Source organism: Massilia sp. IC2-477, assembly GCF_020707265.1.
Taxonomy (GTDB): Bacteria; Pseudomonadota; Gammaproteobacteria; order Burkholderiales; family Burkholderiaceae_D; genus Telluria.
Genome location: NZ_JAJFEQ010000010.1, coordinates 171,317 through 183,861 on the forward strand (window position 1 = coordinate 171,317; position 12,545 = coordinate 183,861).

Below are 12,545 nucleotides of genomic sequence, written 5' to 3' on the forward strand. Positions count from 1 at the left end.
CAGGAAGAGCGCGCTTGCGCTGGCGCAAGGGTGGCGCGAAGCTGCTGCGTAACATGGTCCGGTCGCCTTCGCGGAGCCCGCCATGCCGGTTCGACTTGCCCTGTTCCTGATCCTGCTTTTCATCGGCGGCCGGCTGCTGGCGAGCGACAACGGGACGGACCGCTCGGTCGTCGTCGAGCGCCACTGGCAGCATTTCACGGTGGCGGAAGACGGTTCCTACGTGCTCGACGTCGAGCTGGTCAAAACCATCGTCACCGCATCGGCGGTCGAGCAACATGCGGAGCAGTACATCAACTACAACGGCTCGCTCGACACGGTCGCGTCCATCGAAGCCTGGACCACCAAGCCCGACGGGCGCCGGGTGCCGGTCGGGCCGCAGCAGATCCGCGAGCAGCAAGAGGCGGCGTCAAGCGACGCGCCGATGTTCCAGGACACGCGCCTGAAAGTCGTCATCTTCCCCGGCGTCCAGGCGGGCGACACGCTCACCCTGCGCTACAGTGTGCGGCGCCACACGCCGCTGTTTCCTGGCCAGTTCGAAGACTTCACCATAGGCCGCCCCTGGCGCCACAAGGATTTCCGGCTCACCTACGACCTGCCCGCCTCGATGCAACTGCAGGCGGACGCGGTCGGCTTCGTGCCGCAGGCCACGGAGAGTGCGCCCGGCAGGCGCCGCTATTCCTGGCGCTACGTGGACGGCGACAACCAACGCATCGAGCAGGGTTCGGTGAGCTACCTCGACTATGGCCGGCGCCTCGCGGTTTCGACCTTCCCCGACTATGCGGCCTTCGCCCACGCCTACCATGCGCGCGCCGCGGCAGCATCGCTGCCCGATGCGGCCATCACGAAGCTGGCGGGCGAGATCACGCGCGGCCTCGACGACCCGCACGCGCGGGCAAGCGCGCTGTCGGACTGGGTACGGCGCAATATCCGCTACGTCGCGGTCTACCTTGGTCCCGGCGGGGTGGTGCCGCATCCGGCGGCCTCGGTGCTGGTGAACCGCTACGGGGACTGCAAGGACCACGCCGCGCTGCTGCAGGCCCTGCTGGCGGCAAGCGGCATCCCGTCCAGCGCCGCCCTGGTCAACGGCGACGATGCCTATCGCCTGCCGGGCGTGCCGACGCTGGGTGTGCTGAACCACGTGATCGTCTACGTCCCGCAGCTGCAGCTCTTCCTCGACCCGACCGCCGCGACAGTGGCCGGCGGCTTCCTGCCCCCTGGCCTGCTCGGCAAACCGGTCCTGCTGGCCGATTCCGGCCAGTTCGCCGTCACGCCCGCTTACCAGCCGGCGCGCAGCCGCACCGCGACGCGCTTCGACATTGCGCGCGACGGCAGCAGCCGTTTTCACGTGCGCCGCACCAGCAGCGGCGCTATTGCAGAACCCTACCGCCAGGCGGTGCGCGCCACGCCCCAGGGCGAGCGCGAAGGTTTCGTGCGGCGCATGCTGGCGGGGCTCGGGCAAACCGGCGAAGGCCTGTTCGAGCCGGGCGAAACGGAAAGTGCGAACGGCGCGCGCGAAGATTACACCCTGACCTTCTCGGGCGCCACCGACGGCTTCGTGCGCCTGCCGGGGCCAGTCGCGCTAGCGACGACCTACAACTTCTGGGGTGGTTTGGGTGACGCGGTGTTCGAGCTCGGACGCGAGCCCGAACGGCGCCAGGAATTCGTCTGTCCCGCGGTCGACGCCGAGGACGAGCTGCGCTATGCGCTGCCGCCACGCACCCGGGTGCTCGCGCTGCCCAAGGGTCTGCAGGTAGATGACGGCAGGTTCTTCTACCGCTCGCAGTATGCGCGGCAGGGCAATACGGTGCTGGTGAAACGGCGCCTGCAATTCAGGCATACGGCAGCCACCTGCACCCCGGAAGACTATCGGCAAATGCGGCCGGCGCTCGAGCGCATGATGACCGACCTGCGCGGGCAGGTCGTGGTGCAGGGACGCTAGTTGGCAGGAAGACCGTCGCACCGGCGAAGGCCGGTGCCCAAGTTTGATGCGACCCGATAGCTTTGGCTCAGCTGGTATGCAGCTGCATCATCGCCACATCCATCTTGCCCTCGCAGGCGAGCGGGATGATGCGCAGGGCCTTGTCGATCGATTCCTCGATCAGGGTCTGCTCTTCACGGCGCGGGCGGTGCAGCACGAAGTCGGCCACGGCCTGCTGCAGGTTCAGGCTGCGCGGATGGCCGATGCCGAGACGCAGGCGCCAGTATTCCTGGGTGCCCAGCGCGGAGGTGATGTCCTTCAGGCCGTTGTGTCCACCCGAGGAGCCGCCCTTCTTCAGCTTGGCCACGCCGGGCAGCATGTCGAGCTCGTCGTGCACGACCAGCACCTCGTCCGGGTTGATCTTGTAGAAGCGCGCTAGCGCGCCGACGGACTGGCCGGAGCGGTTCATGTAGGTCAGCGGTTCCAGCAGCCAGACTTCATTGCCCGCGATCCGGGTCTTCGCCACCATGGCATTGAAGCGCGACTCGCGCTGCAGGCGGCAGCCCGGTAGCGAGTTGGCCAGGTTGTCGACCAGCCAGAAGCCGGCATTGTGGCGGGTTTGTTCGTACTCCGGGCCCGGGTTGCCGAGGCCGACGATCAGACGGATGGACATGCGCTGTCTACTTTGATTCTGGGAAAAGCAGGATTATCGCTGAAATCGATGGCGGAATGATGTTCGTAGGGTGGGCGGCTATACCTCTTGCGGTGCCAGACCGCAGCGCTCGTGCCGCCCACGCGTTCAAACCACGGTAATGCGGCCCGCGCGTCGATTCACCCTTCGACTGACCGCGTGGGCGGCGCATGCGTACGGGCGGATCAAGCAGTATGGTGCAGCCGCCCACCCTACGAAAACAAAAAACCCGCCGGGCTAGGCCACGGCGGGTTTTGATTCCAGCAAGCCGCCGAAGCGGCTGGCCAAGGAAGATCTTACTCAGCAGCTGCTTCAGCCGAAGCTGCGCCGCGCGGGATCGAGGTGGTCACCAGGGTCAGGTTCTGGCCGTGGGTCAGCGCGGTCACGCCTTCCGGCAGGGTCAGGTCGTTCACGTGGATCGACTGGCCGGCTTCCAGCTTGCTCAGGTCGACTTCGATGAACTCCGGCAGTTTGCCCGGCAGGCAAGCCACGTCCAGTTCGTTGGCGACGTGCGAGATCACAGCGCTGCTCAGCTTGACGGCCGGCGAGATGTCGGCGTTGATGAAGTGCAGGGTGACCTTGGTGTGGATCGGCTTCGATGCGTCGACGCGCTGGAAGTCAGCGTGCAGGACCAGTTGCTTGTATGCGTGCATCTGGAAGTCGCGCAGCAGGACTTGCTGGGTCTTTCCTTCGATTTCGAGGTCCAGGATCGAACCGTGGAAAGCTTCTTTCTTGAGCGCGTGGAACAGCGCGTTGCCATCCAGAGCGATCAGTTGCGGGGCGTCGGCGCCACCGTAGATGATGCCCGGGGTCTGGCCAGCGTTGCGCAGGCGGCGGCTCGCTCCGGTCCCCTGCTGAGTGCGGTTGAATGCGACTACTTTCATGTGAAACTCCAAAAATAAATGGGTCCGAATGCCGGCACAAATGCCAGCCCGGTAACCCAGTGGTGACCGCCCCGCGACCAGGGCAGTCGGAACAAGCGCCTTTCAGCGCTCAAGAATTTGATATTTCCGGCGCTGCCGGAAATGTCATCCCGGTGAAGGCCGGGACCCAAGTTATTTGATGCTCGAATGCGACAGCATTCGCAAAACCCAAGATGTTACAACGGCGCGCCGGCTATGTCAGCCACGGCGCGCCGTAAATACGGTGTTTTGTTGCTTATTCAGCGAACAGCGAGATGACCGAGTCGCCCTTGACGATACGCTTGAAGGTCTCGGCCAGCAGCGGAGCACTGGTCAGCTGGCGGATCTTGCCGCAGGCGGCGCCGGCTGCGCTCAGCGGGATGGTGTCAGTGACGACCAGCTCGTCGAGCGGGGAATTCGAGATACGGTCGATTGCCGGACCCGACAGCACCGGGTGGGTGCAGTAAGCCACGACTTTCTTGGCGCCGCGCTCCTTGAGCACTTCGGCAGCCTTGGTCAGGGTGCCGGCGGTGTCGACCATGTCGTCCATGATGACGCAGTTGCGGCCTTCGACTTCACCGATGATGTTCATGACTTCCGACACGTTCGCCTTCGGGCGGCGCTTGTCGATGATCGCCAGGTCGCAGCCGAGGCGCTTGGCCAGCGCACGGGCGCGCACCACGCCGCCGACGTCCGGCGACACGACCAGCAGGTCGTCGTAGTTGCGCTTCTGCAGGTCGCCCAGCAGGATCGGCGATGCGTAGATGTTGTCGACCGGGATGTCGAAGAAGCCCTGGATCTGGTCAGCGTGCAGGTCCATGATCAGGACGCGCTCGACGCCGGCTTCTTCCAGCATGTTGGCGACAACCTTGGCCGAGATCGCGACGCGCGCCGAGCGCGGGCGGCGGTCCTGGCGGGCGTAGCCGAAGTAAGGGATGGCGGCAGTGATGCGGCCGGCCGATGCGCGCTTGAGCGCGTCCACCATCAGGATGATTTCCATCAGGTTGTCATTGGTCGGAGCGCAGGTCGATTGCAGGACGAAGACGTCCTTGCCGCGCACGTTCTCGTTGATCTCGACCATGACTTCGCCGTCCGAGAATTTCGAGACGACTGCTTTGCCGAGTGGAATGCCGAGGTTCTTAGCGACCCCCTCTGCTAGTGCCGGATTGGCGTTGCCGGTAAAAACCATCAGGTTTTCGTAAGCCATGGAGGGAATCCCAAGAGAATGCGTCGATACTTGAAAAACAATCAGCCGGATGAACCGGCTGATTAGCTTGTGGATGCAGGCCGAACGCTGCACCGCTTTTCTTCCCGCTGGAGGATCATGCCTCGACAGCCGGGAAAACTTTGGCAGGGGAACAAGGATTCGAACCTTGGTATGCCGGAATCAAAATCCGGTGCCTTAACCAGCTTGGCGATTCCCCTACACGACTGAACTGCTTGCCGTTACATTCTACGTATTTTAACGTCTAACGTCGCGACAGGCAAAATTTTATTCTATAACTGCTTGATTCTGCAAGAGCGATTTCATCGGGTGGCTCGCCAGCGAATGCGCTTTCCACGCTTTCCATTTCTCGGGCACCTGTGCCAGAACCTGGTCCGCATCGCGCTCGCTGGAGAAGGCACAAAACACACATGCCCCCGAGCCAGTCATCCTGGCATCGCCGTAGCTGCTTAACCATTCGACCGCCTCTGCTACCGGCGGGAACAGGCGTTCAGCCACGTCCTGCAAATCATTTTTCCCGAAGCCAATCTGCTTGCCTGAAACAGCAAGGCTGCTGGAAAAGTCCGCTATTGTAACGGGCTTTGTATTCCTCGTCAAATCGGGCGCGGAAAAGATGGCGGGGGTCGGTACCGCAACGCCCGGTTCCAGCACCACGTACCAGCAGTCTGGCCCTTGTACCGCCTGCAGCGCCTCCCCTACCCCTTCGGCGAAGGCCGTCTCGCCGAACAGGAAGAACGGAATGTCGGCCCCCAGCGGCAAGCCCAGGTCCATCAACTCCTGCTGCGTCAAGCCGGCCTGCCACAGCTGGTTCGCCGCCATCAACGCGGTAGCCGCATCCGAGGATCCGCCACCCAGCCCGCCGCCCATCGGCAGGATCTTCTCGATTGCGACATCGATCCCCGGCGGCAGGCGGCCGTGACGGCGCGCGTACTCCGCCTGCAGCAGGCGTAGGGCGCGTACGATCAGGTCCTGCTCTTCCGGCACGCCGGGCACGCTGGTGGTGCGCACGATGCGCTCGTCGTCGCGCAGGTCGAAGTGCAGGGTGTCGCCGTGGTCGATCAGCTGGAACACGCTTTGCAGCAGGTGGTAGCCGTCGGCGCGGCGGCCGGTCACGTGCAGGAACAGGTTGAGCTTGGCCGGAGCCGGGCAATCTTGCAGCGAACGCATCCCTGGCCTCAAGCCTGCGCCGGGTTGACGATGATGCGGATCGACAGGTCCTGGATGTCGCCGCTTGCTGCGCGCGTCGCGTAGATTACGCGCGGCACCGGCTGGGCGGCATTCGCGTCATGCCATTCGACGAAACGCAGGCGCCAGCCGTCCTGGGTGCTCACCTCGTTGCGCGCCGGCGAAGCGCTGAAGCGCTGCCCCTGCGCGTCCACCGCATACCCTTGCAGCCAGTCGCGCAGGCCGGACACCGGCAGCGGCCAGCCCAGGATGCGCTGGGTCAGGCTGTCGATATTTGCCTCGGTGATGGGCGCGCGGCCGGCCTGGGTCAGCGTGGCCGACTGCGGCGTCACGCTGATGGTGGCCACCGTCTGGCCCAGCGGACCGGTGAGCGTGACGTCCACGTTGCCGGGACGCTGGGTCCAGTCGAAGCTGCCGGTCAGCGATTCGCCATTGCCGTTCTTCTGGTAATTGACCGACAGGCGCCCGTCCAGGTCGATGGTGTCGCGGTAAGCGCCCACGGTGGCGACATTGTTGCTGGTGGTGGCACAGCCAGCCAGGGTAGCGGCGAGGACGAGCAGGCTCAGGCGTCGGGTAATCGGCATCGGCAAAAGGAAGAGATAAGGGAAGCCGAATTATTTCACAAGCTCTGGCGCAGGCGCGCGAGCGTGCTGCGCAGGGTGTCGTTCTGCGGATCCTTGGCGCTTGCTTCACGCCACAGCGCCTGGGCAGCGGCCTGCTGGCCCTTCTGGAACAGCACTTCGCCCAGGTGCACGGCGATTTCCGGATCGCGCCGCAGCGCATAGGCATCGCGCAGGTATTTCTCGGCCTCGTCCAGCTTGCCCAGGCGGTACTGCACCCAGCCCATGCTGTCCATGATGAAGGGGTCGCCTGGCGCCATCTCGAGGGCCTTGGCCACCAGGGTGTAGGCTTCCTGCAGGCGGGTGTTGCGCTCGGCCAGCGAATAGCCGAGGGCGTTGTAGGCATGGTGGTTGTCCGGCGCCAGCACCATCACGTCGCGCAGCGCCTTTTCCATCACGTCGACACGGCCGATCTTTTCGGCCAGCAGTGCGAAGTCGTACAGCAGGTCGGGATTCTTCGGGAAACGCCTGGCCGCGGCTTCCATCAGCGAATACGCTTCCAGCGCGCGGCCGGCGTCGCGCAGCAGCTGCGATTCGGCCACTGCCACCTGGGCCTGCTGCGCCGGCTCGGCGGGCTTCAGGCTGGCCAGCAGCTTGCGGCCACCCGCCAGGTCGCCCTGGCGCGCCAGCAACTGGGCGCGGCGCAGCTGGGCGCTGAACAGCAGCTGCGGTTCGGTCCCGGCGGGAATCTTCTCCAGCCAACCCAGCGCGGCCGGATAATCACGCCGCTCTTCGGCGATCTGGGCCAGGATCAGGAGCGCCCGGGTCGGGTCGCGCTCGTCTTCCGGATTGCGTCCCAGCACCTCGACAAAACGGGTGAAATAGCCTTCCGCGCCCTGCGCGTCGTTCATCTGGGTGGCCAGCACGCCAAGCGCGTACAGGTTGCCGGCATCGTCCGGACGCCCCTTGAGCAGGGTCTCGAACTGGGCGCGCGCCTGCGCGTACTGCTTCTGGTTGACCAGCACGCGCGCGTGGGCGGCGCGCACTTCGCGCGCATCCGGGTGGGTTTTCAGGAAGGCTTCCAGCATCGGGCCGGCCTTGCCGTCATCTTCCAGCACCTGCGCCATCATCAGCACCGCGATTTCCGAGTCCGGCTTGGCAACCAGGGCGGCATGTGCCGCGCGCTGGGCCGCTTCGCGGTCGCCGCGCGCCAGCGCCGCCTGGGCGCGCACGATATGGGCCTCGAAGCTGCCGTCGTAGGGCGCGATCACGCGCTCGAGCATGGCGCTGGCCGCTTCCTTGTCCTTGGCGCGGCCGAGCAGCTGCTGGATCTGGAACAGGAGCACGCCACGCTTGTCGGGCGGCGATTTCTGCAGACGCTCCACAAAAACCGGCTCCACGTCCGCGATGTTGTCGGAAGTGACCACCATGCCGACGAAGTACTGGGTCGCCTCGTCCGAGGTCGGGTCGAGCTGGCGCCACAGGCGCACGGCGGCCAGGGTATCGTCGGCCTGGCGCGCCGCCACCGCCATCTCGGCCGCGCGGCGCGCCAGGCGCGGGTCGCGCGTCTGCTGGGCCAGCGACAGCATGGTCAGGTAGGGCCCCTGCCAGTCGCCCTTGCGGAATGCGAACTCGGCCTTAAGTAACTGGTTCAGCATCGTGCTGGTCATCTCGACCTTGGGCAGCCGCGCTTCCGCCTCGGCTTTTGCTTTGGCCTCCTCGTCTTCCTCGCTGGCGGCGACCTCATCGCCATCCGGCGCCTTGCCGCCCTCGACGGCGGCCTGCGTATCCGAGGAAGCGGGAGTCGACGCCTGCTGCTCAGCTTGCTGTTTGGGCGCGACCGCGCACGCCGCCAGGATGCTGGAGAGGGTTACAATGACGAAAGCGTTTTTCAAGGCAAGTCCGGGTTCTGAGATGTTGTCTGATTCTACGCTCAAGCATGCGCCCGCGTGCGTAGCAGCGCGATTTCCTTAATTGCTGCATAAGGGAAGCACTGATTTATTCATGGCGGCGGCCTCGGCACGAGAAAATGCGCCCTGCTGCGTTGCAAATCCTCGCGATACCACTGGTATCGCTGCGGTTTGCGCCTTGCCGGACACATTTTTCGTGACCGATTCCTGCGCGCCAGAATAAATCAGTGCTCCCCTGAGAATTTACACGATTCCCTTCCCATGCCTGAATTGCCAGAAGTAGAAGTCACCCGGCGCGGTGTCGCGCCCCATATCGAAGGCCGCGTCGTCGAACAGGTGGTGCTGCGTCGCGAAGGCCTGCGCTGGCCCTTCCCGCCTGCCCTGTCGGAGCTGCTGGCCGGCCACCGCATCCTCGGTACCAATCGGCGGGGAAAATACCTGCTGATCGAATTCGAGCACGGCACCCTGATCGTCCACCTCGGCATGTCCGGCCACCTGCGTGTGCTGCCGCCGGGGATCGAGGCGCGCAAGCACGACCACTTCGACCTGGTCGTGAACGGGCCCGAGGGAAAGCAGGTCTTGCGCCTGCACGATCCGCGCCGCTTCGGCGCCGTGCTCTGGCATGGCAAGGATGAAGGTGAACTGGAACAGCACATGCTGCTGCGCGGCCTCGGCGTGGAACCGCTGGGCGAGGGCTTTTCCGGCGAACTGCTGTGGCGCGAAACCCGCAAGCGCAGCGCGCCGATCAAGCAGGTGCTGCTGGCGGGCGACATCGTGGTCGGCGTCGGCAACATCTACGCCTGCGAAAGCCTTTTCCGCGCCGGCATCAACCCGAAGACCCCGGCCGCGCGCATCAGCCGCGCCCGTTACGACCGGCTGGCCGAGGCGATCAAGGAGATCCTGGCCGCCGCCATCGTCCAGGGCGGCAGTACCCTGCGCGACTTTATTGCAGTAAACGGGCAATCTGGGTATTTCCAACAGACATATTTCGTCTATGATCGTGCTGGAGTGCCTTGCCGCAACTGTGGGGCGCCGGTCCGCCAGATCAAGCAGGGCCAGCGCTCGACTTTCTACTGCGTGCAGTGCCAGCGCTAAACATGGCGCAAGCGGGCTGAACACGGGTGTAAACGATGCAGGATTTTCAACAGTATGGCGCCTGGCGCGCCGCCGTCGCCGAGACGCTGGAAGCCTACGGCGCCGCGCTGCGCGAGGCCGGCCAGATCGATGGCGCCGGCGAGCAGCAGCTCGCGCGGGCGCTGGCCCGGCTGCGCGATGACCGCCTGTCGGTCGCTTTTGTCGCCGAGTTCTCGCGCGGCAAAAGCGAGCTGATCAACGCGATCTTCTTCGCCGACTACGGCCAGCGCATCCTGCCCTCGAGCGCCGGCCGCACCACCATGTGCCCGACCGAGCTGCTGTACGACCCTACCCTGCCGCCCTGCATCCGCCTGCTGCCGATCGAAACCCGTATCCAGCATCTGTCCACCAGCGACTTCCGCGAGATTGCTGCCGCCTGGACCGTGCTGCCGCTCGACCTGGACGCGCCCGAGCGCATGAGCGAAGCCTTCCGCCAGGTGAGCCAGACGCGCCGCGTGCCATCCAGCGAGGCGCAGCAGTACGGACTGTGGGACCCGGAAGACCCGGACACGGCGAGCAGCCTGGGACCTGACGGCAGCGTCGAGATCCCGCGCTGGCGCCACGCCATCATCAACCTGCCGCACCCGCTGCTGAAACAAGGCTTGGTGATCCTCGACACCCCCGGCCTGAACGCGATCGGCACCGAGCCCGAACTGACCCTGAACCTGATCCCGAACGCCCACGCGGTGCTGTTCGTGCTGGCCGCCGAAACGGGCGTCACCAGGAGCGACATCGACGTCTGGCGCACCCACATCGGCGCTGGGCCGGGACGCCTGGCGGTGCTGAACAAGATCGACGCCATGTGGGACGAGCTGCGCTCGCCGCAGGAAAACGATGCCGAGATCGCGCGCCAGCAGCAGCACGTGGCCCAGCTCCTTGGCCTGGAGCCGGGGCGCGTGTATCCGGTGTCCGCACAGAAGGCCCTGGTCGGCAAGATTAACGGCGACATGGCCCTGTTCGAGAAGAGCCGCCTGGGACAACTGGAAACGGCGCTGTTCCACGACCTGATCCCGGCGCGGCGCGCCATCATCGCCGGCCAGCTGCGCGAGGACCTGCGCCTGCTCGCGGCCGGACAGCAGGCGCAGGCGCAAGCGCGCATGCGCGAGCTGGTCGAGCAGCTGCAGGAGCTCAAGAGCCTGCGCGGCAAGAACCAGGGCGTGATCGCCCACATGATGCGCCGGGTCGAGGCCGAGAAAAAGGAATTCGACGCCAGCCTGTTCAAGCTGCAGGGCACGCGCGCCGTCTACACGCGCCTGTCCACCGAGCTGTATTCGACGCTGGGCATGGACGCAGTGCAGGAGCAGACCGATGCCGTGCGCGCGGCGATGCAGGCCTCGCTTTTCGCGACCGGCATACGCGCGCCGGTGCGCAGCTATTTCGAGGCGATGCGCGCGAATCTCGATGCATCGTCCGCCAAGGTCGCCGAAATCGGCGCCATGATGGACAGCATGATCCGCAAGTTCTCCGCCGAGCACGGCCTGAGCCTGGCCAGTCCGATGCCGCTGTCGCTCGAGCGCTACCGGCGCGAGCTCGACGAGGTCGAGGCGCTGTTCGTGAAGCAGTTCGGCACCGCCACCTTACTCATGACCAGCCGCGCCACCCTGCTCGAGCGCTTCTTCGATTCGATCGCCTCGCGCGTGCGCCACAGCTTCCGCGCCGCGAACACGGATGCTGAAGCCTGGTTGAAGGTGATCATGGCGCCGCTGGAAGCGGCGATCCGCCAGCACCGCGACGGCCTGCGCCAGCGCCAGGCCTCGATCGGACGCATCTTCGAAGCCACCGACGGCCTGGAACAGAAGATCGCGGCTTTCGAGAGCACCCAGCAGGCGCAGGACGAGACGCGCACGCGGCTGGCCGCCATGGCGGCGGAGGTCGCCGCAACACTGGACGTACCGGAGTTAACATCAGCAGCATGAAACGCCTCACCGAATTCGACCAGCTGGCCGACCCGACCTTTTCCCAGGCGGTGATCGACTGGCAACGCAGCCACGGCCGCCATACCCTGCCCTGGCAAAACACGACGGATGCCTACCGCATCTGGCTGTCCGAGATCATGCTGCAGCAGACCCAGGTCGCCGCGGTGCTCGGCTACTACGCGCGCTTCCTGGAGCGCTTCCCCACCGTGCATGCGCTGGCCGAAGCGCCGAGCGAAGATGTGATGGCGCACTGGAGCGGTCTCGGTTACTACACCCGCGCGCGCAACCTGCATGCCTGCGCCAAGCGCGTGGTGCAGGACTACGGTGGCGTGTTCCCGAGCGATCCGGCGCTGCTGGCCGAGCTGCCCGGTATAGGCCGCTCGACCGCGGCGGCGATTGCCGCCTTCTCCAGCGGCGTGCGCGCCGCGATCCTGGACGGGAACGTCAAGCGCGTGTTCGCGCGCGTGTTCGGCATCGACCAGTATCCGGGCGAGAAGCGGGTCGAAGATGCGCTTTGGCGCCGCGCCGATGCGCTGCTGCCGGAGCAAGGCATCGAATCGTATACGCAGGGCCTGATGGACCTGGGCGCCACCCTGTGCACCCGCAGCCGCCCCGACTGCCAGCGCTGCCCGCTGCGCGAACGCTGCGTCGCCTACGCCACCGGCCGCACGGCCGAACTCCCGGTGCGCAAGCCCAAGAAGGCCACGCCGGAAAAGCGCGCCGCGCTGCTGGTGGTGATCGACCGCGGCCAGGTGCTGCTCGAGCAGCGGCCGGGTACCGGGATCTGGGGTGGGCTGCTGTCGCTGCCGGAGGTGGATGGGCATCTGGGGGTGGATGTGGATGCCGTGCCGTTGTCCGAGGTAGTTGCTGCTGCCGCGCAGTTCGGGACGGTGGACGAGGTGCAGGCGCTGCGGCCGCTGGTGCATGTGTTCACGCACTACAAGCTGCACATCACGCCGTGGCAAGTCACCTTGGGCGCGCGCGGTAGCGCGACCGGGCGGCATATGTGGTGGGATCTGCATGCGATCGGGGAGGCGCCGCTGCCGGCGCCGGTGAAGAAGCTGCTGCAGGAGCTGGGGACGCCGGGCTTGTTTGGTTAAGGCG

Annotated in this window: 10 protein-coding genes and 1 tRNA gene; 4 read left to right on the forward strand and 7 right to left on the reverse strand. The window is 65.7% G+C overall.

Annotated elements, in window-relative coordinates; translation table 11 throughout:
- Nucleotides 1-82 precede the first annotated feature (82 nt).
- Nucleotides 83-1,939 (forward strand): DUF3857 domain-containing transglutaminase family protein, encoded by a 1,857-nt coding sequence (locus LK542_RS19795; protein WP_227813278.1) that lies wholly within the window; start codon nucleotides 83-85, stop codon nucleotides 1,937-1,939.
- Nucleotides 1,940-2,006: 67 nt separating this feature from the next.
- On the opposite strand, the gene pth is transcribed toward LK542_RS19795, so the two are convergent.
- The 7 genes from pth to LK542_RS19830 all read right to left on the reverse strand — a co-directional run bounded on the left by pth (nucleotide 2,007) and on the right by LK542_RS19830 (nucleotide 8,376).
- On the reverse strand, nucleotides 2,007-2,591 hold the full coding sequence (gene pth, locus LK542_RS19800; protein WP_227802694.1) for an aminoacyl-tRNA hydrolase: 585 nt from the start codon (nucleotides 2,589-2,591) through the stop codon (nucleotides 2,007-2,009).
- A gap of 314 nt (nucleotides 2,592-2,905) precedes the next feature.
- Complete coding sequence (locus tag LK542_RS19805) at nucleotides 2,906-3,493, reverse strand: 50S ribosomal protein L25/general stress protein Ctc (protein WP_227802693.1); 588 nt, start codon at nucleotides 3,491-3,493, stop codon at nucleotides 2,906-2,908.
- 274 nt (nucleotides 3,494-3,767) lie between these two features.
- Entirely contained in the window at nucleotides 3,768-4,718 is a 951-nt protein-coding gene (locus LK542_RS19810; RefSeq protein ID WP_027867206.1) for a ribose-phosphate pyrophosphokinase, read from the reverse strand.
- Between the two features lie 141 nt (nucleotides 4,719-4,859).
- Nucleotides 4,860-4,936, reverse strand: a tRNA-Gln gene (locus LK542_RS19815).
- 67 nt (nucleotides 4,937-5,003) lie between these two features.
- Nucleotides 5,004-5,903: a 4-(cytidine 5'-diphospho)-2-C-methyl-D-erythritol kinase gene (gene ispE / locus LK542_RS19820; RefSeq protein WP_227813280.1), complete on the reverse strand. Its 900-nt coding sequence runs from the start codon at nucleotides 5,901-5,903 to the stop codon at nucleotides 5,004-5,006.
- Between the two features lie 8 nt (nucleotides 5,904-5,911).
- On the reverse strand, nucleotides 5,912-6,505 hold the full coding sequence (locus tag LK542_RS19825; RefSeq protein WP_227813281.1) for an outer membrane lipoprotein LolB: 594 nt from the start codon (nucleotides 6,503-6,505) through the stop codon (nucleotides 5,912-5,914).
- 35 nt (nucleotides 6,506-6,540) lie between these two features.
- Nucleotides 6,541-8,376: a tetratricopeptide repeat protein gene (locus tag LK542_RS19830; protein WP_227813282.1), complete on the reverse strand. Its 1,836-nt coding sequence runs from the start codon at nucleotides 8,374-8,376 to the stop codon at nucleotides 6,541-6,543.
- A gap of 276 nt (nucleotides 8,377-8,652) precedes the next feature.
- Between LK542_RS19830 and mutM the strand changes: the two genes are divergently transcribed.
- The 3 genes from mutM to mutY are packed head-to-tail and all read left to right on the forward strand — an operon-like array spanning nucleotide 8,653 to nucleotide 12,541.
- On the forward strand, nucleotides 8,653-9,486 hold the full coding sequence (mutM, locus tag LK542_RS19835) for a bifunctional DNA-formamidopyrimidine glycosylase/DNA-(apurinic or apyrimidinic site) lyase (protein WP_227813283.1): 834 nt from the start codon (nucleotides 8,653-8,655) through the stop codon (nucleotides 9,484-9,486).
- A 35-nt stretch (nucleotides 9,487-9,521) separates the two neighbouring features.
- Nucleotides 9,522-11,441 (forward strand): dynamin family protein, encoded by a 1,920-nt coding sequence (locus tag LK542_RS19840; protein ID WP_227813284.1) that lies wholly within the window; start codon nucleotides 9,522-9,524, stop codon nucleotides 11,439-11,441.
- The gene (gene mutY, locus LK542_RS19845) at nucleotides 11,438-12,541 is read left to right on the forward strand and encodes an A/G-specific adenine glycosylase (protein WP_227813285.1); all 1,104 of its coding nucleotides are present in this window, start codon (nucleotides 11,438-11,440) and stop codon (nucleotides 12,539-12,541) included. Before LK542_RS19840 ends, mutY begins: the two co-directional genes overlap by 4 nt.
- Nucleotides 12,542-12,545 lie beyond the last annotated feature (4 nt).